Here is a 23,609-nt window from a genome sequence, read left to right as displayed (position 1 = left end):
TGTGTTTTCCGTAGGGTGTATGCATGTTGATTTAGCTGCACCCTTTTTATTTCCTTTTTTTCACAAACTTACTTTGCTTCCGTGACTTAAAAAACAATTGAGGAAATAGTCACAATGATAATCAAGGATGTTTCGATACGGTGTTGCCGCCATCTGCCGGATGGGTTTGCGAACGGCAAGTTAAAGTCTACCAGCGACGGCTCTCTGGAATTTCTTGTTGTAACACTGACCACGGAGTGCGGCCGAACAGCGTCAATGTTCGGATTTGCCGGTAAGTCAGCTATAGGTGCCGGTCATCTGTCATTTTCGGCATTCGCTACCTTTTTGCGAGGGAAGAACGCTCTGAACCGTGAACAGATCTGGCATGAATGGCGAACTGCTAACCGGTGGTGGCACCACCTTCCCGTTTATAGTTATGGCCCTGTTGATATCTGCCTGTGGTTGCTGGCATCCCAGCATGCCAAACAACCGCTGTGGCAATATATAGGGGGATTCAGGAAAGATATCCCGGTTTATGCCTCGTCACTGGTTCTGGATAGCGCTGAAGAATACGCGCGCGAGGCATTGGAAGTAAAAAATGCCGGCTTACACGCTTATAAAATTCACCCTCCCGGTAACTCTGTAAACGAAGATATCGAGATTCATCAAGCGGTTCGTGAGGCGGTGGGACCTGATTTTACCTTAATGTCAGACCCTGTGGCACCTTATGGCTACCAGCAAGCGTTGTCGCTGGGTCGGGCGCTTGAGCGACTCAATTACGCATGGTTGGAAGAGCCACTTCCGGATGCTGCATTGACCATGCTCAAGCGCTTGCGGGAAAACCTCTCTATTCCTTTGGTAGGCGCGGAAGTCATCGCCGAACACCCTTACTCTGTCGCTGAATGCATCAAAGCCGATGTCCTGGACGCTGTTCGGGCAGATGTGTCCTGGTCAGGAGGCGTTACCGGTGTACTAAAAACTGCCCGGTTAGCAGAGTCTTTCAATATGAATTGCGAATTACATTCAACCATTTTCCATCCTCTGGAGATGGTAAACATGCACCTTTGTGGTGCTATCCAGAACAACAGTTACCTTGAATTGTTGTGGCCACTGGAAACCTTCGATTTTGGGCTTAAAGCATCGCTGCCTGTTTCAGGTGGTTTTGCTTCTTTGCCCGAAACTCCCGGTCTTGGCATTGAACTTGATTGGGATCTGATTGACGGTTCGACCATTTGTACAATCAACCAAAAATAATTAAATAAAATAACAAATATAGTTGGAACGGCTAGGAGAACGCTTACTTACCTATTATCTCCTAAAGGAGTGCTTAACTTATGAAGTACATGGAAATGTTAAAAACTCTGGGAATGACATTGTTATTCTTCTTGAGTACGAATGCGTTTGCTTCTGAAGTGGTGGAAGATATTACATCTAGTGCAAAAGTATATCAATCGTCGACTTTTAAAAACAATGAACTGCAATTTGGTGCTCAAAATGCTACCGATAATCTGAAAACATCAGATGGGTTATTCAACGGAAGCGTGTACCAAAATGCCGTATCCGTCACTGCGTTTGAATCAAGCCCTTGGCTTGAACTTGAGCTAAAATACCCGGCTACAGTCGAGTCGATTGAGGTTTGGAGAAGGACAGATTGTTGTACTAACAGACTAAAAGGAGCATACGTATTTTTCTCGGAAACGCCATTTGAGGGACGTAGCTTTTCTCAAATCCTGAACGATGAAAATGTAAATGCCCAAACAATTGGCGACTTCTCAGCGGTTAGAAAGGTATTTATCCTAGGAGAAAAGACAAAATTTATTCGCATTCAGCACCCACCTTCAAGTGAACATAAAACGATAGAGGTTGCTGAAATCCGTGTATTTGGACGAGAGAAATTGTTGACGAAAGAATCAAAGTCTACATCTTCGAGCGTCTTTAAAAATAACATTACCGACAGCGGCCCGGAAAATGCTCATGATGGTCAGTTCCTTTCAAATGGAAGTGCGAATGGTAGTTGGTATGGCGACACCGTGGCGATAACACAACTGGAACATAATCCATATATAGAATTTGACCTTTTTAACTATTCAAATATACGGACGGTTAATATATGGAACCGTACCGATTGTTGTTCAAACAGGTTGCGTGACTTCTATATCTTTGTATCTAAAAAACCTTTCTTCGATCAATCTTTCGATGATTTAAAAGATAACGCTCAGGTGTGGTCCAAATATATAGAAGGACCTGTAGGTCAAAACGTTTTGTCTGAAATGGACGTAGACGGTAGATACGTTCGTATTCAACTAGCGCATGAGGGTATTCTCCAGATCGCTGAAGTTGAAATAGAGGGCAAGGTTCTTGCGCAAGGTACGTTTGCAGATACGTTGTCATATGTTGATATAGCAATAAGTGAACCTAGTTACCATGTTTGGGGCGTATCCTCAATTTTTGATGAAGATGGTAAGGTTCATGCTTTTGTTTGCCGAACGGATGCGGTAGTTCGGTTTGATCAGGGTTGGCGTACTAACGCCCAAGTAATTCATTACGTGGCAAATTCACCAGAAGAGGAATTTGTATACAGTGATGTGGCAGCAGATGGTACATTTGTCGCAGGTGATTGGAACTATCGAGCAGCTTGTAATCCGGAAATCAAAAAAGTAGATGGTGTTTATACGCTCTTTTACATAGCAAATAACGGCGGTGAATTTGTACAAAACATGGGAATGAAGACGTCTGATTCACTATATGGCCCTTGGGTTGATCAAGGTGAGAGTGGACGTATTCTTACAGCATCTACAGATCCGAATAACTGGACGTATGGCAGCAAAACTATTGTTAATTCGGCCTTTTTAAAAGTAAGTAATCCTAATGACGATAAGCCTTACCATTTATATTTCAAAAGTGGATATAAAGATCCGGTGACAGGTAAAAGTTATGCTACATATGGTTTGGCTGAATCTAATAAATTGACCGGACCTTATACAATTAGGAAAGATACTATCGCTGATGGTGGTGCCACTGTTGAGGATGGGTATGTATTTGAACTTGATGGTAAGATTTATCTGTTAACAACAGATAATCACGGCATTATACAATCTGGAGCAGGATTGCTTTGGGTTTCAACAGACGGTGGGAATAAATTCAATGTTAAAGAAAAAGGCTTCAAAAGGCCCGTTGAATATATACCGCCCTCGCTAGTTGCTCAGTATACACCGAAGGTACACTATGGAAGTTGGAAGTTTGAGCGTCCTCAACCTCTGATGAAAGATGGCGTACCCCAATATATGATTATGCCTTCAGGTGTAAGTTTTGAAGGGTCAGATACAACATCAGCCTATCTTCTGAAAGTTGATCAAACACTATTTTCACTGTGGCGGGAATATCAAAACTAAATATTTAGTCATGCCAGCCAGTTATTGGCTGGCATGTTCACCTCATTCTTTTTGTCGTACTGAGGGAAACTGTTTGATAAGTCGATTTTTTCCCGAAAACCAACTTAGTCCTACTTGCTTGATGCGCCGTGTCCGGTTTCTTGAATTCTTTTTTACATTGATACGAAGGAAAAAGAGATCTGACTCCTATGGATACTAATGAGATTTCTGTTATTGAACATAATAGGAGTGAACTTGTAACAGGTTCACAATCAGAGGGTTTTCCATGACCTCACTCCGTTATTTACCACTTGCGCTTATCGTTGTTCCAATCTCTCAGGAACTATACGCTTCTACACAAGAACCCATTGTTGCCCTTGCGGAAAACTACAGCTCATCAAAGGATATCTCTAACTACTGGGTCAGTGAAAAGCTCGATGGTGTCAGGGCATTGTGGACAGGAAGTGAGTTACTGACACGAACAGGGAACTCAATTCATGCACCAGATTGGTTCGTCTCGGCGTTGCCTGATGTACCGCTGGATGGTGAACTGTGGGCTGGGAGAGGGAATTTCCACCGTGTAACATCCACAGTCTTGGATGATATCCCCGATGATGAAGCATGGAAAAACATCCGGTTTATGGTTTTTGACATGCCTGGTGAAAATATTCCGTTTTTGCAACGCTATCAGGCTGCAAAGCTGATAATAGAAGAATTAGATGTCAACGCAGTGGAACTTGTCGAACATAAGTCGCTTGTTTCCTCGCATGAGCTGTCATTATTGCTGAATAACGTGGAAGAGCAGGGCGGCGAAGGTTTGATGCTGCGTAACATCTACAGTTTTTACCGGGTTGGGCGCTCAGATGACTTACTTAAAGTAAAAACCTCACAGGACGGAGAGGCCCTGATCGTGGGCTATTCTCCAGGGAAAGGAAAATATCGTGGACAACTTGGGTCACTTATCGTCGTCAATAAGGAGGGTTCTACGTTTCGGATCGGAAGTGGCCTGACTGACGAGGAGCGCAAAAATCCTCCTATGGTAGGCAGCGTGGTTTCGTACCGATATAACGGCTACACTTCTGGCGGATTGCCCCGTTTTGCAAGGTTTATGCGCGTTCGTCCCGATATGAATGCCAGTGAATTTCAACATGCGAATCAAACAGGTTTACAGTGACAAGTGTGACGCAACTTCTTATCCTTGTTAGCAATTGACCACGAACAAGAGAGAATTTATGCGTCATATAAAAACAATGGGCCTTTTGGTAGCCGCATCGTTGAGTTTTGCTATCGCATTGCCGGCTGCTGCAACTGATGTTCTGGTAACAACAAACCTGGGTTCTTTCACCATTAAGTTGGATGAGCAAAAAGCGCCAGTTTCCAGTGCGAACTTTCTGAAATATGTAAAAGATGGCAGCTATAAAGGCACCATTTTTCATCGTGTGATTCCAGGGTTTATGGCACAAGGCGGGGGATTTACCGAAAACTTCGACCGGTTGCCAACGTATGCGCCGATAAAAAACGAATCAAATAACGGTTTACAGAATGTCAAAGCATCTGTAGCGATGGCTCGCACACAGGATCCTGATTCAGCAACACGTCAGTTTTACATCAATTACAACGACAACCACTTCCTTGACGGGAAACCCGCCAAAGCTGGATATGCAGTATTCGGGCACGTGATTAAAGGTTTCAGTGTTGTTGAAAAGATGGCTGCTATCCCCACCAAATCAGACAGGATGCGCCGTATGGCAGACATTCCGACAAAGCCTATTGTGATTGAGAAAATGGAAGTCGTTAAATAGCAGAACTTTTAAAGCTTACGAGGAAGGCGGGCTAAATGAGTCCGCCTTTTTATTGGGAAATTCTAATTCACCTGCCGCGCCCATTAAACATTACAGAGATGGTGGCAATCATGATGTAGATATCCATCGAGAGCCAGCTACGAAGGGAGTGCAAAGACAATGCGTAGCTATGGTCAAACCCGACCTTTGAGCGTACATCATCAATACAGGTATCGTATCCCTGTTTGACTTGAGCCAATCCAGTTATTCCAGGCATTACCCCATATGTCCTCTCTGTGAAATAGGGGATTTCATCCTCCAGTTTCTGATAGAAACCTGGGCGTTCAGGCCGGGGGCCTACAATGGACATATCTCCCGATAGTACGTTGAAAAACTGTGGTAATTCATCCAGGCGAGTTTTCCTCAAGAAACGTCCTACCGGCGTAATTCTTGGGTCATTCGAACCAGCCCACACAGCGCCTGATTGTGCTTCTGCATCACGGACCATGGTTCTGAATTTCAGCATATGGAATAACAATGTTTTATCAGGCATTGATTTTCCGATGCGTAGTTGTTTGTAGATAACTGGCCCAGGACTGTTCAGTTTAATTGCGAAGGCAATAATGGGGAACAGTGGGAGTGTTAAGAGTAAGCCGGTCAGAGCCAGAACAATATCAAATGCTCGTTTAAAAATGGCTGTTACCGGATCTATGGAAACCATAACTTTATTCATAGTGACTCCTAGAAGGCCGTGAGTTCTCAGGTTGGACTACCCGGTGCCATCGACCTTTATCAAGACCTAACAGATAGCGAAGACTGCCTATAAAATTCGCAAGATGCCCGGCGACTAGATATTGAAGTAGCCGGGTGGGTTTCCATCGTCTAAAGGGACTGAAAAAAACGGGTAAAGAAGAGAGAAAGTAAATTGAAAGCTGGGAAACAGCCAGTGCTGAGAAGAAAGGGCTGGTTCCGGCAAGTGAGATACTGCCAGCTAGTGCCATTATCATCAGGTAAGGCATCATCACCCGAAGAGCCTTGCCAGACAAAAATATGAAAGCCACGCCGCCGTGGCGGGGGTGAAGCATGAAACCAAGCCGCAGTACTTGTTGAAGGTTTCCTGCTGCGATCCTTAATCTTCGACGAAAATCTGTTTGCAGGTTGCTTGATTCCAGCTCAAGGGCGGTAATTCGGTTTTCCTGTTCTGCTTTGTATCCCATTGCCACAATTTTCATTGGGAGGATAAAGTCGTCGTTAATGGTATCCGGGGCCAAAGGCTCAAACAGGTTGGTCCGAAACATGTAAAACGCGCCGTGTGCGCCCATGGTTGACCCCATTGAAGCTTCTTTGCTTTTGATAAGACTTTGGTATTTCCAATAGACGTTTTCACCGTTTGTGCCCGGCTTGTACAGTTGATAGTGGCTGTTTAAAACCCCCAATTCTTTGTTAGAGAATCGATGTGCGGCGAGCAGCAGGGCATCTGCAGAAACCAGTGCTGAAACGTCTGATAATGCAACCAAATCTGAAGACGCTGTTGGTATCAGGTCATTAAGCAGGGCGACTTTTCCGCGGTTATTCTTAAAGCCAATGACAGTCAGGTTTAAGTGACGGCATGCCGGTTCCCGCGCTGTTGCTTTTGCTATCTGTTCAGTTTTGTCACTGCAGCCATCGCATGCGATAAATATTTGCAGACGGTGATTTGGGTAATCCAATACCGCAAGATTACGGATTTTTTCAGCAATCCACCGTTCTTCGTTGTAAGCAGGGATGATGACAGTGACAGACGGTAGCATCTCATCAGAAGCCACGTTGTTATAACGTCTTGTTGCAGTTGACTGGGGAGATGCTTCTTCTTTCGCTGGGATACATTTCAGTATCAACGGATAACCAATATGGTGGTAGATCACCAGAAAAATGGCACTCATTGTTATGACGCCGAGCAGTGTGATCTCCATTACGCGACCTTTTTACAAAGGTCGTCGTAAGCCCATGCCATCAACCTGACGTCGTTTGACTTAACGATGTGATTTCTTGGTGTTCCGCTTATCGGCGTTGCCAGAATTTTGTTGATTGATGATGCCAGGCCTTCAGGGTTCGAAACATCGAGCAACCTTCCGGTTTCGGGACAGAGTGTTTCCATTGACCCGCCAATCATACTGACAGCAGTCGGGATCCCACATGACTGGGCTTCGAGTGTTGACAGTGGGAACCCTTCGTTGTGGGAAGGTAGGCAAAATAAGTCCAATGACTGATAAAAAGTGGGCATGTCTTCTACCAGCCCGAGGAAATGGACTCTGTTTTCGACTCCCAGTATGTGGGCTCGTGATTTTAACCTCTCAGACAAACTTCCTGTACCTGCAATGGCTAAATGAACCGATGGAGGAAGGTGTGGGAGTGCTTCAATCATGAGTTGCTGGCACTTAACCGGTTCCAGCCTGCCTGCGCATCCCAGAATGGTTGCGTCTTGAGGTAACCCCATAACCTGACGTGCATTTTTCGCACATCCGGGAGTGAATTTCTGGCTGTCTATTCCGTTTCGGATTGTGAGGATAAACGGTAACTGTAGTTTTGTCTCCAGAGTGGCAGCTATGCGTCCTCCGGCAGCAACCACCACCGGGTTGCTCATCCAAATAGCCAGTTTCTGTAGCTTTGCTCGTTTATTGTCATCAAGATGCCAGGCATCATGTTCGGTATGGACGTGAGATACCAATCCGGTAAGCTTTGCTGCCAGTCCCCCATAAATGAGGGGACCGATATGATGAGTATGGATTACGTCAGCGTTAACTTGTCGCAAGAGATCAGAAAGCGAACGTAATGTTGACAGGGAAAAACCATCCGGTTTATTCAGGAATACTAGCTGATCCTCGAATGCCGACAATCTGGGCCAAGATTGAAGTGCTGTCTTTTTGTCTCCCTCCAGACTGACGATAATCATTCGCTCACGATTCTGGGAAAACCGGAGTATGTCCAATGCCATGGTTTCCAGTCCTCCGGGGCGGAGGTGTTGTACAACCTGAACAATTGTCTGCATTATCTGTTCTCCGTCTATGCCAGAAAATATTCAATGAATACATGTATATTTGCATAGGGTGTGCCAAAATTTCCTTGTGGCACAAAGTCATATAAAACAGTTGGTTATGTGGCACTGGTTGGTTTGGTTAGAAGCCGGAATTTCCCAATTCCAAATTTGAGAACAGGAATGACAGTTACAGGGTGTGTGTTAAACGAATAATGTCATTTCGCCATTTATCCAATGTTGAATAGGGTATTTTTTTCATTTCCTGCCAGGTTTCGGGAATCTGGGCTCTCATTGACTCAAGGAGTTTTCCTGCAACAGCGGAATGCTCAGCCTGCAGTTCCAGCCAAAGGATCCAACGAAGGTCAATGACTGCTTCAGTTAAGTCAAAAAGTGTTTCATGAACATCGGGAACGTCAGAGCAGGGAATAACACTGGGGTAAAGAAACTGGATGTCTGTTTCGCGCCCGTCTGTTGGGTCTAAGGGGTCTGCGGTTGGCATTCTTGCGTGCCATTGGACATAACCGTCTGCATCGTTGCGCCATAGGAAAAAGCCAGCAGCGGAACGCATTTCCTTAAGGTTATACAACCACACATCTGCATGCTTTTTGGCAGTTTGAATTCGTTTGTAGTTCAGGCCGTAGCCATTATTAATAAGCACCAGGTCAAACATTGGGAGAAATGTTTCGTCACCCTTATGGTTCAAGTGTCCAGCCAGTTTTGCTGAGGGCGCATAGGTACGGATGTAACGGTGCATTTCATCAAGGGAAACATGGTTACCGGGGTTGGAAGGCTCATCTGCCGTCACCCATAAAGGGCCGGGGATACCCTTACCAGCAAATATATTTTCTATTTCACCTAATCGAATAGCCGCTTGCTCTAGTCCCTGTTTGGCTACCAGCCTTTTGACTGCGGTGTAGGCAAGAGTGGAAGGATGATACCCCTCCATAATAAGATCACGCTGCATCGAGACTAATTTCTCAGCTTCAGTGTCAGAATTTGGGGTGGGAAAAGGGGGCGATATTCCATTCAGCCCAATTTTGCTCAGGTATGAAAGATCACATTCCAGCGCTTGTTCACCTAACGTCAGCGTCTCAGGGAACCATGAATAATGTGGCGGTTTTTCGAGATAGACGCCGATAGGCCTGTCAGCCGGGGGGAGTGAAATTTCGGGAACATTGACTGAAATGGGTAGCTCAAGCTTTGAGTCCCTGAGCATTACCGACAAATTCCCTCGATAGAGGCCGGATGGGGCATCGTGAGGTACAAACAAACTGAGATGCAGCTTTCTTGGTGAATGAGGGTTCCCAGGGATAACTCCTGCCCGCAACATAGTATTGTCAGCTTCCAGGAATGTGGAAGAGAGACCTTTACGGCGAAAGTGCCACTGTCCCCATCTAAGAGTAGAAGGTAACGCCCTCCTCCCTTGCGTTGGCATCATCAGGTTAACTTGAGGAGGTTCACTTATGCCAGCTGGGTCGAGTTGGAACACCAAGCTGCCATACGTCCCTTTTGCGATGGTTAAAGAAGTTCGTGACGAAGTGAGAGTAGGAGCTATAGCCCGAGATACCGGTATTAGGCCTGTTTTCCAATTGTTTTCCCACCAGGATTTACGAGCTGCTTCTACTTGGTCTCTGACGGCAAAACCGTCTTTTTCAATCAATACGCCAGAAATGAAGCCGGCTTCAGGTTGTTCGCCATCGATGTCGATTTGCATCCCGTTTCCATCAACGATAACAACGGTGCTTACCCGGCTTTCTGCGCGTTCACCGAATTGCAACCAGCTGGTTTGCCCCGGTTTGGCTTCATCATTAAGACCATCGAGGTAGCTGTTTTCTATCCAGTCCAACGGGGAAAGATGGTTGTGAAAAACCTGTTGTCCTTCAATGTGGATCTCCCGTTCAAGCGGGTTGGGTAAATACTCCCATTCTCCTGAATCTCTTATCCATAAAGTGACATGCCATTTCCCTGGAGTAACGGGCAGGGTAAGTGACTCAATCCCGCGGATTCCATCCGATGTCAGTCCTTCTACCGCCTGTTGCTTGCTGCCTCTGTCTATCGCCTTAAGAAGTGAGCCTCTTATAAGGCGACTGCTAAGGTCCAGAGATTCGAAACCTGGCCAGAGTGCAGAATCCTCTGGGCCAAGATCCCAGCCTTTAGAACCTGCAGGCAAGATTACAGGGGCGGAAAACAAGACGTTTTCGATTTCAATCCGGGGGTTGCTTCGGGCAGAAAAAATGATGATTTGCTCAAGTGAATTTAGCTGGAGCTTGCGTCCGGAAGGGGTCTTAATTCCTCCCATTAAAAGTTGGATAGTGAAAGGTCCGGGTGGAATCGTTCTTTCAATATTCCCTCGGTTTGCATAACCGGGATTTGACGAGTCATCGATTCGAACAACAACAATTCCGGTTTTGTTACCCGTGTTGTTTCCGATTATGGTCAATTGTGTTCCAGGCTCAACCGAGGGAATGTCTTTTTTTGAAAAAGTGACTTTTTCTGAACCATATACAAGGCATGGAACAAGGGTGATCAGTAATATAAGAGTCCGAATCATGATTTTCCTTTAATCATTTTCCCTTGTGTATCGACCGGGTTGTTTGCTGAAAATAATAGAAAATCGGGCTCCGTCTGCTCATTAATCGGAGGAATTCGGCTGAGAACAGGCACTTCAGTCAGTTCCTCTAATTTATCCCGTCTCCTGACCGTTGAATCTGTGACTTCTAAAATAAGGGCGACGCCAGATCCAAGGAATACACCGCCGATTAATCCGGCAATGACGAATAAAATTGTCGGAGGATTGGACTCGAATGTTGGCGTAAAGGGCTGATCGATGATTTTTACCCTTTTATCCTGTTCAAATACGCCAAGGGAGCTTGTAAGCCGTGCCATTTCATAACGTTTCAGCAGTTCGTCATAGAGTTGCCGCTTTACAGAAAGGTCTCTTTCAAGACGGGACAGTTCACGCTCGTTGATGCTGGTTGCTGCTGTCTTGGATTCAAGGTCAGCGATGACAGACTTAAGGCTGCTGGTTTCTTCCTCCAGAGAATCAACACGACTGCGTGCAAGTTGGAGATTTTCAAGTTGAGAAATAAGCAGTGGCTGGCTGTTGACGTCTTCTTTACTGCTTGTTGCAATGTCCCAAAGTTGCCCGGAATCAATGGTCTGTCCGGTAACATTGATCATGGCTTTTCTTTCTTCTTCAAGCCGGCGCAGGTTTCTCAGTGCCCCCTGAACCTTACTGTGGTTTTCTGTATAACGGGCTTTCAACAGCGCCAGTTCACTGCGGATCTGAACAATTTGTTCCTCAATTCGCCCGACCACCGGGTTGGTTTTTGATAACTGCTGGTCCAGCCCGCCCAGACTGCGCCGGGCACCTGCGAGTTCGGCATCCTTTTCCGAAAGTCTCTGCCTGAGTTGCGTTAACCGGGTGCTGTTTTGCAACTGCATCGCTGGGAGTTCTGTGCTGTTTTGAGATTTAAATTCCGCGAGGGCAGTTTCTGCCTTTTCCAGTTCATCTCGGCGGTATTTGATGTGTTCTGCGAGGAAATAACTGGAATCTTTCATTGATGAGCGTTCGGGTGCCAGCAGTTGCTCTACAAAGAGTTTGCTGACGGTTTCAAGCGTTTCCTTCATCCCTTCCGCGTTACCCGATGAGTAATTAATCTTGATAAGGTCTTTACCCATCATCTGAACAGAAAGCCCGCCTGAAAGCTGGTCGATTGTTGCTGCGATTTGGTCAGCAGTGCTTTCATCTGTTATCAACTGCCGCTGTTGTGCTACCTGGTAAAGGATGTGCCTGCTGTGCAGCAGTGTTTTCAGGGCACCCATTCTGTCTTTCAGCATGGCAGACACGGCAAGATCCTCCAAAAAGGGATTCATTTTGGATGTCTCCTGAATCAGCATACTGGTATGTGAGGAGTAGTGCTTCGGGCTGAGGAACCCGATGGTAAGGCCTACCAGAGGGAAAATAAGGATTGGCAGCGCAATGACATACCTGCGCCTCCAGGCTCCGGTAAGTATCAAAAGTATGCGGTACGAGAGAGTAATCACAATGCCTCCAACAGTAAGGTTAGATCTCTTGCCCGTTGATCCCAGGTTTGCGTGGAAATTTCCTGCAATTGCTGTGTGCTTTTTACGTTTTTCCCGGATATTGACTTTTCAAGTGCGGATACCATCTGTCTTGAGGTGGCGACTGTTTGAACCAGATGCTGATATGGCTTCAATGCCGGAAACGGTGTGGTGACCACCGGTTTTCCGGTCGCCAGGTATTCAAGCAGTTTTAACGGATTACAAGCGCGTATCTGAAGGTTGTCACTGAACGGCAAAAGGGAGACATCCCAATGCTGGCTGTATGAGGGAAGCTGGTTGTGAGGCCGTTGTCCCAGATAGATAACGTTCTTCAAACGAAGAATATCGTGCGCCCGCTCATCCTCGATGTTACCAATGAAAACAAAGCGCCAATGTTTGAGCCGCGTGATGACGTGTTTAAGCAAGTCATAATCTAACCAGTTTGAAAGGCTGCCATAAAAACCGGCAATAGGATGGCCATCATCAGGGAGATCTTTTGCCCTGGGGGCAGAATTAGAAAAAAGATCGTAGTCGACACCATGCGGCAGTAACAGGCATTTATCAGAAGGGAACTTGTCGCAAAGGGTTGGGCTGGCTGCCAGGATCTTGTCCGCCTTGCTGACCAACACCCTCTCATGTTGCAGAACGACGTCATGGTCTACGCCTGCAAGGGCACCAAAGTCATCGCCGCAGTAGTAAATAACTGAAGACTCGCCGAGTTTTCCGCATAGGTCAGCCGCGGTCGGCAGTGAAGACCATAACACTGGGTTTTCAAGGGATAACTTCTTAACCAGGGGGCGTAACTGGTATACAAGCAGCCACTCTGCCAGCTTTCTGGAAACACGCGAAGAAGGTGCAGGAATTGTAATTGGGTTAACGATGGTGAAACTTGAAGGTGGGTGGGCTGTGTTTTCTTTGCTTTGCTGCGGGCTTTGCAGTGGACTGAATGCGATTTTGGAAACCTTTGCCAAGAGTCGTTTGCAATCCCGCAGGTTAAATGAAGGCTGCCTTAGCCCGATGGAATTCACCCAAACCACTTTTCTCGAAGAAGAGAGCCTGCTGATTAAATGTTGTGTAGAGGAGGGGAGGCCGCCCCAATCCTCACCAAAAACAATCAGATCATGATGCATGGCGCAGTACCTCTTCCGGAGTGGGTTTGCAATCGAGGTGACGAATGACTTTTGCAGGGTTCCCCCCGGCTAGTACCATTGTTGGCAGACTCTTTGTTACGACACTTCCGGCTGCTACAACGGTACCTTGACCGATGAGTACCCCGGCCATCACCGTTACCCCGGTGCCCAGCCATACATCTTTTTCCAGCACGATATCTCTGGCCTGGTGATCTTCTTCAGGTAACCCTTTTGCCCTGTCTAACGGGTTCAGAGGATGTCCGGGATAGCCACAAAGGAAAGCCCGGCCTGCAATTCTGACGTTATCACCCAGGTATACTTGTGTTCCGACAGCTATCGTTGTCTGCCAGCCAACATCTACATTGTTGCCAATGTGCAGCTTCGGAGGCTCCTTAATTGAACACCGTCCTGAAAATGTGGTTTGCCCTGAAATTCGGGAGCTGTTCCCCACCGATATATCCAAAGGGCCGGAAACAAATGGTAGCCCCCCGTACAGGTAAAGATTTTTCCCGCAGCAGGACAGGCGTCCTTTAAAAAGCGGTGTCCACCAACATACCCTTAATGTTGCCGAACCAAGGTTACGCAGGGTTGTGTAAACAACATAAAGGACTTTGGAAATCCCCTTTGGTGCTGGAATTTCCACGTTTATCAGGTTTTTAGCAAAGGCGAATATCGCCTTTGCTAATGAAGAATCACTGTATTTAAGCCAGTGCTTCACTTTCTGGATGGATAAATGAGTCATCTCTCATACCCCCGCATTACTCAACAGTGACAGACTTTGCAAGATTTCTTGGCTGGTCGATGTCTGTGCCTTTTAACGCTGCAACATAGTAGGCAAGCAATTGGAGAGGCAATGTGTACAGAATTGGCAGTATTGAGGAGTGGACATCAGGCATTTCGATTGCCCGGAATATATGAGACTGCGCCTGGGCAATACCGTCTGCGTCGCTGATAAGGATAACTTTCGCGCCACGGGACGTGACTTCACGGAGGTTTGAAAGGGTCTTGGTCTGTAAATCTCCGGGTGGGGCGATTATAACCACAGGCAACCCTTTATCGACCAAAGCGATAGGGCCGTGCTTAAGTTCTCCTGCCGGGTACGCCTCAGCATGGATATAACTGATTTCTTTAAGCTTCAGAGCACCTTCGAGCGCGAGTGGAAACGCAACACCCCGTCCCAAGAAAAGGGCGTTGTCAGCCTGATAGATGGCGCCTGCAATATCTTGAATAACACGGGTGTCAGACAGGAAATCTGAAATCTGCTTTGGTAACAGGCTCAGTGCATGGGTGATTTTTACTTGTTCGCTGCCAGGTAAATTACCATGGCTGCGTGCCGTTGCGAGGGCAAGCAGCAATAAGGTAACCAATTGCCCTGTGAAAGCTTTTGTTGATGCAACACCAATTTCTGGCCCTGCGTAAGTGCGCATTACACTGTCACTTTCGTTGGCCATTGTACTGGTAGGCACATTGATCATTGAAAGGGTATAGCTGTTGAGAGCCTTGGTATACCGGAGGGCAGCAAGGGTATCGGCTGTTTCGCCCGACTGTGAGATGAACAGTGTGGAAGTGTGCTTGGCAATAGGCGAATTTCGGTAGCGGTATTCTGAGGCAATATCGACGTCGGAAGGCAGGGAGGCAAGGTTTTCCATCCAGTATTTACCTATCATTCCTGCGTAATACGAAGTACCGCATGCGACAAAGGAAAAGCGTTCGATGGGAATGAATGTTGATACAGGAAACTGATGCCAGTCGATCCGACCATCGAGCGAATAGGCCTCGAGGGTTCGTGCAACGACCGCTGGCTGTTCCTGTATTTCCTTCATCATGTAGTGTCGGAAGCCCTGCTTACCCGCATCGCCATCCAATGGGTTATGGGGAAGAAATGCACGGCTAACAGTTTGTCCTTTGGTATCAGAGACAGAAACATCGTTAAGGCTGACCCTGGCTACATCGCCATCTTTGAGGTGGCATACTTCAGCAGTGTGTAAACCAAAAGCAATGGTGTCGGACGCAAGTAAGAATCCTTCCTCTGACTTTCCAATAACCAGGGGGCTTCCGTTTCTTGCGGCATAGAGCGTATTGGGTTCTGACGCGAATACAACCGCGACGGCGTAGCTGCCTTCAAGTTCTTCCAGAGCACTCCTTAAGGCTGAAATGTTGTCTAGCCCCTGATTGAGGAAGCTGGAAATGAGAACAGGGATAACTTCTGTATCAGTATCACTTTCAAAATAAAACCCTTCACCGGACAAACGGCACCGTAGTGCAACGTAGTTTTCGATGATGCCGTTGTGTACGACAGCAACATCTCCGTGCATGTGAGGGTGTGCATTGTTTTCCGTGGCTTCTCCATGGGTAGCCCAGCGTGTGTGGGCAATGCCTGTAAAACCACTGAGAGGGTTACCAGCAAGCTTTTTAGAGAGGTTGCCAATTTTGCCTGCGCAACGAAGCCTTTCCAGCTTCTGTTCACCAGATATCACGATTCCAGAAGAGTCATAACCACGGTAGGAGAGAGCTTCCAGTCCTTTGATTAGACAATCAGTGACAGGCTGATTGTTGATTGCTGCAAAAATTCCACACATGATCTTTACCTCAGGTTTTCGTTTGTAAAATATCTAAGGCATAGGTTGTGCCAATAATTTAAATTGAAATAAAACAGCATGTTGAAGGGGTTTTGGGGATGGGAGATATATAAAAAAAGGAAAAGAACAGGGCTTTTCCTTTTTTGACTTGCAGATTAAAAGACGTTGTTTAAATCGCTGGCTTAAGTAATGAGGATGGTGCCTCTTGAAAACACCGCCAGGGTGGAAAGGCCAAACAGCAAGAGAATACCAACTGGGCCTTGTCCAATATCGGGTAAAGGTGCAGTCGCAATGTTTGATGTGCTTAGTGCCGAAACCGGGTCGGAAGATATGGTGAAAACGGCGTCATTAAAATCTTCATCAGAGGATATCCCCCAGTGATTCAATGATGAATCGGTCCGGTTTAGATCCTCAAACCCCATAATGACATTTTCTTGTTCATCATCAGAGAACAGCATGGCAACGTGACGGGCGTTTTGAATGTTACTTTCAATGTTATGGGTAAAATCTGCCTCAGGGTTCAGGAAGTCCAACCCATAAAAAATTTGTGTGTCGCCGGTATATATCCCGTCATCAACGCTGCTTCCTCCGGTAAATGCATTTTGTGCCAGGAAAAAGCTCACAGATGTACCGGCAGAGAGGGGGCCATCGCCAATAGTGACAGTGTCACCTGTTAGCAGGTCTCCTCCTCCGCCTTGTTCTGAAATGTTTGCAAACAGCCAACCACTATCCACGCCATCAAGACTGTTAAGCTCAGTGAAAGAAACAATGCCATCACTGTTAGTGTCGATGTCTCCTTTAGAAAGGCCGTCAAATGTAGTTTCGTCAAAGGTAAACCAACCCAGGGAGTTTTTATAACCCGCTCCCTCATCTATAAAGGAGACACTGACATTGGCATCTTCAGACAGTGTGAGGTAGGGGTCGTAATCTGTATTAAGAAACGTCGGATCAACCGCAGTCGATTCATAAAGAGATTCGCTGGTAACATCCAAAAGGTTACTGTCGAGTGTCTGGTTTGTAATGTCGGGAGTGTTAACCACTTCAGCTTGAGTGGAGAATGAAACAAAGGCCCAAAACAAAACGACCCCTGCAGATTTGATAGGATATGTATTCTTCTTTTTCACTCTTTACCCCCGGTTAAGGACAACTTAGAAAACGGGATGGTGGAGAAGTACATTTCGCACTTGCCTGGAATTGACATTGCAATAATTGGGCCGGGATCCTTATCATGGATATGCAATCGTTTCGTTACTGATGAAATGGTTGTCTCAAACCAAAATGTCAGTACGGGAAATTCATTTAAGATTTTTCCACGGTACAAGAAACGAATACTATTCTGCTCACGCCTTGCAATGGCCTCCCACATCGACAGTACTTCATCGCCTTCAGGCATAACGAGGGTTTTAAGGGTACCGTCACATTCAGACAGGTAAGTCTGCAGCCCCCTTAGCCCCCAATCTTCGGTGTAATAGATATTTGACGTCCATCCGCGAGTGTTCTCTGACAGGAATTCGTATAACTGCGCCTCGAAAATCCCTTCTGGATGCTGCTGGGGCACTACACGGTTCGATTCCAACCGGAGAAAAATCCCATATATGCAAGTCAAAATGGTAAACACTGTCAAAATAAGTAGTGTCCGAATATTTATTCCCGTTCTGTATGATTCAGGAACGTACATAGCGTAACCCTCCTGCGCAGCTTGCCAGAATAATGAAGACAGCCAATAGCTGGAATGTCTGCTGGCCCTCGGTGGCATGCCACCATGTATGCCAATTCATATCGCATGCCATCATTGAGAGGCGGATGATATTCAGGGAAATCAGAAGAAAGGAGATTACACATACCACAGCAATTTCTCTGGCATTGAATGGCAACCGGCTGAACCGGGCAATAGCAAACCAGGCGATTACCCCACCCATCGCAAGTGGAAGGGAAGAACATCCGCGTAAAATCAAAAGCTGGTGGTCTGCCGGGCCGTAGACAATGTTACCTAAATAGCTGGCGGAACCCGTAGTGATGTTGAGGAGGACTGATGTTAGGGCTGCATCGAATGTTAAGACTGGCCCGGCGGCCCACTTAAGCAAGTAAACAGCCAGAATACCCTGCAGTGATACCATGACTAATATGCTTGCCCCCCAAAATGACTGGTTGCTGTTCCGATACAGCAGCCATACAGCAAGAAAGAAAATAATCACGTTGGTGAGTTGTTGGCTGGGTACGATAAAGAGTAATGACAATACAAAAATGACAGCCATATCCTTTCTTTCCGGTGGAGGCCAAGTGGCTTGAAGGAGGGATATAACTGCAAGAGCCAGTGCAAAAAGGGGAATGACCGGGCCAAGTTCTGCTGCCGACCTTTCCATAAAAAACACTCTTATCAATGAAGCAACCAACCCGGAAATTAAGAGAGGGGCGATTAGGCAGCGGTAGAACCAAGAACAGTAGTCAGACCGGGTGGACAAGCTGGCGGGTATACTAACCTTCATTTTTTACTCTCCTGAGCCGGCGTTGTTGTATCGATGTACTGGCCAACGGCCGCGACGAGGGCGGCGAGAATGTATATTGGCCAGTTATAGCCCTGGGTGAGAAAAGTACCGGAAACAATGGTTCCTATAAGCCCTGCAAAAACAGCCTGGCTCGATGCAAGGACCACCGGCGGGTATTTATCCGGGGAGAGGAGTATTGTTTTAAGAGAATTTCTGGCAGTGTTTATCAATACAAGAATCAGAGCGACAAAAATACCTAAACCGACGAAACCAGATTCAGCGAGTACACCAAACCAAGTGCTGTGTACGGCATGGTTAAGGCCATCCCAATGCGGGCTGTAGTAAAAGTAGTTTGCGTAAAAATTATCCAGCCCAACGCCTGTCAGTGGATGCGAGACAGCCATCCCAAATGCCGCTTGCCATGCATATATTCTCCCCATGGCAGACGCATCAATACCGGCTTCACCGGATCCGCCGGAAGCTCTGTCAGATATGCCGGCTAATGCAAACAGGATTCCCGCTGCCATCACCCCAAGGGTTATCAGCAGTGCCTTTGACTTTATCCTTTGGTAAGCGAAAACACCGAAAACGGCAAGAATCCCCAATAGTCCGCCCCGGCTTTGGGTAGCAATGACGGCGTAGAAAAGAATCGGGACCGAAATAAAAGCAATGGCTCGGTAAAACCTGTTCATGCTTTTTGTTAACGCAATACCGAGGGCAAACGAGGTGGGGAACATCAGAACCAAAGACAGGTCATTGGGGTCACCCAGCATTGAACCAAGTTCCCGTCCAATTGTTACACGGGTCCCTTCGACCAGTCCAACACCTGTCACTTTGTTAATGATGGCCTTTGTGCCAACCACCAACCCGGCAAAGAGGATTAAACCGGAAGACAGACGAAAATCCTTTTCCGTACGGCATAGCCATGCAATAGCAAATGTCATGACGATGATTTTCCAGTAGATGTCTTTGAAGTAAGCAATGGCTATGGGCCTGTTATTCGCCAAGACCACGCCAATAATGACCAGAAGGGTGAATATGGTGAGAAGGGTGAATTCCGGACGCCAGTAAACTTTAATCTTTCCGGAAATCAAAGTATGCCAGGCAATGGCACCCAGTGAAGCGAGAGACAGCAAAAGCGGGATTTTCAGGTTATAAAGCTGAGGGAAAACTTCATGGATCCGGAAAAATGAGAAGATCACGAAAAACAAAACCATGGGAAAGGGCTTTGCTAACACCATGACCAACGCAATAGGGGCGGTGCTGATAAGAATAATGAGGTACGGTTTAGGTATTACGAACCAAGCAAAAGCCACCGCAAAGCAGACAAACAAAATGAGTATTATTTGGTGCCGGATTGGTTCGCCCAGACTGTTCATAACATCTGCGCTCGTGATGTTTTAAACAGAGTCAGGGGAAACAGCCCTCGCCATACCGAAAAGCCAATTACCGTGGTTACGCCAAGTACAGTGGTTACAGCCTGGTAAGCTAAAGTAAAATCCTGAAGGCTAAAGCTAACTGACACCGCAGTGATAAGCCCTGTGGCTAAAAGGCTGCTAAAAGGATACTGGATGGGATAAAGGTATTGGCTGCTGACAAAGATAACGGCAACCCTCACCCAGTGGGCTGCAAGGAGCGCGGCGGCAATTCCCCAGACAGCATAATCAGGAGCCAACCAGAACATCATTATTACACCAGTGCATGCACCCGCGATGTTGGCAATCAGTACCGAGTATGTTGTTTCCCCGGTGAGGCTGCCTAGGTTAATAAGTTCAAAAAGCTCTTTGAGGCATGCCGCCAGTACTAAAACAGCCGCATACTGTCCAGCAACGGCATACTCTCCCGGCATGAGTAGTGTTATAAGAATGGGAGATGCTAACCCTACGGTAGCGGTGATAACCAATAATATAGTAATACCAAGGCTGGTAAATTTTGCCGCGTTAACCACTCCATCCTGTCCGAAAAGTACTTCGAAACGTCTGGGCATCCACCACATATTAAAAGGCTGCATCAGCAAGGTTACGGCAAGGGCGAACTTTGCTGCGACCGCAAAATTGGCAACATCTACCATTGATGCTTTTTCCGCGAGAAGCCAACGGTCAAAACCGTTCAATGTGAATGCCAGAATACCGCTGAGCATAATTGGCAACCCATATACGATGCATTTATGTGTAAGCGCAAGGTTGAATCCAATGCCGGCGTGCCGGATGTGTAAAATGGCCAAAACCAAAGCCTGGAGTGTGGCAACAATTACCCCTGACTCTAGGATGCCCTCAACGCCTCTGCCATAAATGAGATTAAATGTGATTAACAATGCGTTGGTAATGGCACTGCCGGTGGTGACAAGAAAGAATGTCCAGACTTTATCTGTCATTCTTAACCATCCAAGAGGGATGGCAATACACCCTTCAAAAACCAGGACGGACAGAACAAGGCGGACTTCATACAATGAAAAGGTATTGCCGGTAAGGTCGACGATGATTTCAGCTGCAAACCACAAAACTGAAAAGGCCATCAAGGCAATGACACAGGCAATACCATATATTTCGGAAGCAGCACGTTTTTTGTCTTTCATTTTTTTATGGCTGCCTGCGAAGCGGTAAAGTGCATCCATTAGCCCCATACTGACAATGACGCTGCCGAATGCAGCTATGCTCAACAGTACTTCCAACCGGCCAAATGCATCCTGGGAAAGGTAGTGCGTGATAAACGGCAGCATTATTAGTGAGATGCCCTTCATCAAGGCGATGCTAACCCCATATAGCAATACATTTTTCACTGCAGGAGACAGGTTAAATGTCATAGGGATTTCCTCTGTCATACGAGAGGTCAGTGCGTGAGTTTTTGCTGGGGATAAGAGATTCCGCGACGGGGCGGTATACATGTTCAGCCCTGAATTCAGCCGCAATTCTCTGGGCATTGGAACCCAGCTGCATGACTTGGTCCATGTCACAACAGAGTTGGTCAAGCTTACGGGCAAGATCTTTATGATCTCCCGGAGCATATTTAATACAGTCAACACCATTAGTCAGTTGCTGGTCCCAGTATGCCGCATCTGCAGGAATGACTATGCAATGGCCGGCAGCCATGGCTTCAAGTATCGATATTCCGAAAGGTTCGTTTTTACTGGTAGAGACAAAGATATTGCAACCTGCCCTTATTTGGTCGAGGTTCGCTGGTTTTTCATGACAGGAGACATGAGCAATATGACGGTTTATTTCACTGGCTTCGATGTCGGTATTTTGAGGCCGGATATAACATATATGGGTTTCAGGTCTGTCTGAATCTGAGAAAAGCTCCAGCGCATCAAAAAGCGTTTCTAATCCTTTCCACTTAACCAGTGACGCCGCCCAAAACAAAACGGGTTTGCTGGTCTGGCAATCTGATGGCCATTGGGCTCTGGGGATACCGTTTGAAATAGATTTAAAACGCGGAGAAGCAACAATATCCGGACTCTTTCCAGCTTTTGTTATGGCATTTACGATATCTTCGTAGATGGATGCGAGGAAAAAAACCTGGTCTGCTGAAGATAGCGCCCAACCCAGAGCTTTAGAGTGGGATACAGGCCCATTAACGATTTGTACCGTACGGACATCCAGCAATTGTTTAACGATATGTATAGACAGGTCCACCCCCGGGCCGGATGCGCCCAGCAAGGTGTCTATTTTCCCGGTAAATAACCGAACAAAAAGTATATTCAACGCCGTAATAAATTGGCGTAAAAAATACCCGATCCCATGGTCAGTTTTTGGCAGCCACCGAGGCCGGTAGAGACTAATTGTGTTGTAGCCGGTGTCTTTCCATGAGGCCTGGTCATTGGTCAAAACGGTAATTGTTGTGCTGGAAGCGTCAATTTGTTCAAGCATGTGCTGGCAGGCTATTTTTGAACCGCCCAGGAAAGGAATAGGGTCAATCAAAAGGATATGTGTTTGCGTCTTCATGAACGAATCTCCCTTATAGGCCGGGCGATACCATTTCTTATAATGCTGCAAAGAGTGGTGAATACCGACAATTCAGGGTGCCAGTGACGATACCATGCTGTTTCCAACTTGCTGTTGTTAAGCATTTGAGCATAAAGGGCTTCAAACTGTTGGGCATAAAGATCTACCGCAAAGTGATGCTTAATATGTGTGATTCCCTGTTCCCCCATTTTCTTTCGTTTTTCCGGGTTTTGAATGAGATGGAGAACTGCCTTGGTTAATGCTTTTGATGAGCCTGGCTCTACCAAAAGGCCAGTCAGGCCGTCTGCTACAACATCAACAACACCGCCAACAAGCGGGGAGACAACAGGAAGGCCACAATACGAAGCTTCGGCAATGGATAGCCCGAAGGCTTCGAATCGTGTACCGGAAACGAAGATATCCGCATCGCCTTTGAGGAAAGACGCAGGGTTTTCCTGTTCTCCCAGAAAATGGACTCTTGACGCTACTCCCCAGTTTTCAGCTAACTGTTTAAATGCATCCCTGTCTGGACCATCACCAATGATGGCGATATGAACTGGTATTCCGGCGTCAAATAATTCCCGTACAGACTTGATCAGAATGTCTATCCCTTTGTTATAGGTCACCGATCCGACGGTAATTAATAGAATGTCGTCAGTGCCCAACCCTAAAGAATCTTTGAGAGGAACCGGAGGCGTTTCATCTATTTCCTGTAGGTCAATACCGTTGGAAATGATGTGTAGGTTTTCTGCCGGATAGCCTTCGTCCAGAAACGTGGTGACCACATGGTGGCTGACACCAACAATTGTGGGGGAGTGGTGAAGTCCCAGTGTTACGCGGTCCCTTGCCTGATACTGTGCATGCAGGTGGGTCAGCATTCTTGTCCGTGTTGCCCGGGCTGCGAAGTTGATCCATTGTGTGGGTGCGGCACTGTTGCAATGGACTATATCAATATTGTGGTCGCGTATAATCTGCGTGCCCATTTTGATTTCACTGATGAACCCGGAAAGGTTGAAACGGGGTTTACTCCAGCCCAACAGAATGGGAAACGGGGAGCAATATACGGGAATTCTCAGTTTTTTCGCTTCATTTGCCAGTGATTCGTTGTTACACCAAAGGACAGGAATAAAACGGGTAGGATCCAATCGCTCTATCAGGCTAAGGACACATTGTTCACTTCCCCTTAACCACTGATCCCCGTAATGGACAAAGAGTATAGTGATTGGATTGTTGCTGCTGTTCTCCATGCCTACCACCTTTG

Annotated in this window: 19 protein-coding genes; 4 read left to right on the top strand and 15 right to left on the bottom strand. The window is 46.7% G+C overall.

Going from position 1 to position 23,609, the window contains the following annotated elements; translation table 11 throughout:
• Positions 1 to 114: 114 nt before the first annotated feature.
• The 4 genes from NF212_RS09080 (at position 115) to NF212_RS09065 (ending at position 5,152) form a co-directional block, all read left to right on the top strand.
• Positions 115 to 1,233: an enolase C-terminal domain-like protein gene (locus tag NF212_RS09080; RefSeq protein ID WP_434354817.1), complete on the top strand. Its 1,119-nt coding sequence runs from the start codon at positions 115 to 117 to the stop codon at positions 1,231 to 1,233.
• Between the two features lie 80 nt (positions 1,234 to 1,313).
• The gene (locus tag NF212_RS09075; RefSeq protein ID WP_434354815.1) at positions 1,314 to 3,371 is read left to right on the top strand and encodes a galactose-binding domain-containing protein; all 2,058 of its coding nucleotides are present in this window, start codon (positions 1,314 to 1,316) and stop codon (positions 3,369 to 3,371) included.
• A 265-nt stretch (positions 3,372 to 3,636) separates the two neighbouring features.
• The gene (locus NF212_RS09070) at positions 3,637 to 4,524 is read left to right on the top strand and encodes a DNA ligase (protein WP_434354813.1); all 888 of its coding nucleotides are present in this window, start codon (positions 3,637 to 3,639) and stop codon (positions 4,522 to 4,524) included.
• A gap of 58 nt (positions 4,525 to 4,582) precedes the next feature.
• Complete coding sequence (locus NF212_RS09065) at positions 4,583 to 5,152, top strand: peptidylprolyl isomerase (RefSeq protein WP_434354811.1); 570 nt, start codon at positions 4,583 to 4,585, stop codon at positions 5,150 to 5,152.
• Positions 5,153 to 5,219: 67 nt separating this feature from the next.
• Here the strand turns inward: NF212_RS09065 and NF212_RS09060 are convergent, their stop codons facing one another.
• From NF212_RS09060 to NF212_RS08990, 15 genes are all read right to left on the bottom strand, one after another.
• A complete protein-coding gene (locus NF212_RS09060) occupies positions 5,220 to 5,864 on the bottom strand; it encodes a sugar transferase (protein WP_434354809.1) in 645 nt (214 codons plus the stop codon).
• The gene (locus tag NF212_RS09055) at positions 5,857 to 7,083 is read right to left on the bottom strand and encodes a glycosyltransferase family 2 protein (protein WP_434354807.1); all 1,227 of its coding nucleotides are present in this window, start codon (positions 7,081 to 7,083) and stop codon (positions 5,857 to 5,859) included. The genes NF212_RS09060 and NF212_RS09055 overlap by 8 nt, the downstream gene beginning before the upstream one ends.
• A complete protein-coding gene (locus tag NF212_RS09050; RefSeq protein WP_434354805.1) occupies positions 7,083 to 8,159 on the bottom strand; it encodes a glycosyltransferase in 1,077 nt (358 codons plus the stop codon). The genes NF212_RS09055 and NF212_RS09050 overlap by 1 nt, the downstream gene beginning before the upstream one ends.
• Positions 8,160 to 8,334: 175 nt before the next feature.
• A complete protein-coding gene (locus tag NF212_RS09045) occupies positions 8,335 to 10,587 on the bottom strand; it encodes a hypothetical protein (RefSeq protein WP_434354803.1) in 2,253 nt (750 codons plus the stop codon).
• Positions 10,588 to 10,694: 107 nt separating this feature from the next.
• Entirely contained in the window at positions 10,695 to 12,194 is a 1,500-nt protein-coding gene (locus NF212_RS09040; RefSeq protein ID WP_434354801.1) for a GumC family protein, read from the bottom strand.
• Complete coding sequence (locus tag NF212_RS09035; RefSeq protein WP_434354799.1) at positions 12,191 to 13,342, bottom strand: glycosyltransferase; 1,152 nt, start codon at positions 13,340 to 13,342, stop codon at positions 12,191 to 12,193. The genes NF212_RS09040 and NF212_RS09035 overlap by 4 nt, the downstream gene beginning before the upstream one ends.
• Positions 13,332 to 14,084 carry an acyltransferase gene (locus tag NF212_RS09030; RefSeq protein WP_434354797.1) on the bottom strand — a complete coding sequence of 251 codons (753 nt, stop codon included), beginning with the start codon at positions 14,082 to 14,084 and terminating at the stop codon, positions 13,332 to 13,334. Before NF212_RS09030 ends, NF212_RS09035 begins: the two co-directional genes overlap by 11 nt.
• A gap of 16 nt (positions 14,085 to 14,100) precedes the next feature.
• Positions 14,101 to 15,921, bottom strand: coding sequence for a glutamine--fructose-6-phosphate transaminase (isomerizing) (glmS, locus tag NF212_RS09025; protein ID WP_434354795.1), 1,821 nt, complete (start codon positions 15,919 to 15,921; stop codon positions 14,101 to 14,103).
• Positions 15,922 to 16,103: 182 nt separating this feature from the next.
• Positions 16,104 to 17,000, bottom strand: coding sequence for a DUF4114 domain-containing protein (locus NF212_RS09020; protein ID WP_434354793.1), 897 nt, complete (start codon positions 16,998 to 17,000; stop codon positions 16,104 to 16,106).
• 41 nt (positions 17,001 to 17,041) lie between these two features.
• Complete coding sequence (locus NF212_RS09015; RefSeq protein WP_434354791.1) at positions 17,042 to 17,497, bottom strand: hypothetical protein; 456 nt, start codon at positions 17,495 to 17,497, stop codon at positions 17,042 to 17,044.
• 88 nt (positions 17,498 to 17,585) lie between these two features.
• Positions 17,586 to 18,284: a hypothetical protein gene (locus tag NF212_RS09010; RefSeq protein ID WP_434354789.1), complete on the bottom strand. Its 699-nt coding sequence runs from the start codon at positions 18,282 to 18,284 to the stop codon at positions 17,586 to 17,588.
• A gap of 119 nt (positions 18,285 to 18,403) precedes the next feature.
• Entirely contained in the window at positions 18,404 to 19,786 is a 1,383-nt protein-coding gene (locus NF212_RS09005) for an O-antigen ligase family protein (RefSeq protein ID WP_434354787.1), read from the bottom strand.
• Positions 19,783 to 21,210 (bottom strand): lipopolysaccharide biosynthesis protein, encoded by a 1,428-nt coding sequence (locus NF212_RS09000; RefSeq protein ID WP_434354785.1) that lies wholly within the window; start codon positions 21,208 to 21,210, stop codon positions 19,783 to 19,785. The genes NF212_RS09005 and NF212_RS09000 overlap by 4 nt, the downstream gene beginning before the upstream one ends.
• Positions 21,200 to 22,348, bottom strand: a complete 1,149-nt coding sequence (locus NF212_RS08995; protein ID WP_434354783.1) for a glycosyltransferase family 4 protein — start codon at positions 22,346 to 22,348, stop codon at positions 21,200 to 21,202. The genes NF212_RS09000 and NF212_RS08995 overlap by 11 nt, the downstream gene beginning before the upstream one ends.
• Positions 22,345 to 23,595: a glycosyltransferase gene (locus NF212_RS08990; protein ID WP_434354781.1), complete on the bottom strand. Its 1,251-nt coding sequence runs from the start codon at positions 23,593 to 23,595 to the stop codon at positions 22,345 to 22,347. The genes NF212_RS08995 and NF212_RS08990 overlap by 4 nt, the downstream gene beginning before the upstream one ends.
• Positions 23,596 to 23,609 lie beyond the last annotated feature (14 nt).

The organism is Parasalinivibrio latis, from assembly GCF_036825535.1.
Lineage (GTDB): Bacteria > Pseudomonadota > Gammaproteobacteria > Enterobacterales > Vibrionaceae > Parasalinivibrio > Parasalinivibrio latis.
The sequence above is the reverse complement of the archived record's forward strand: the minus strand, read 5'-3'. Positions and strand labels throughout refer to the sequence as shown.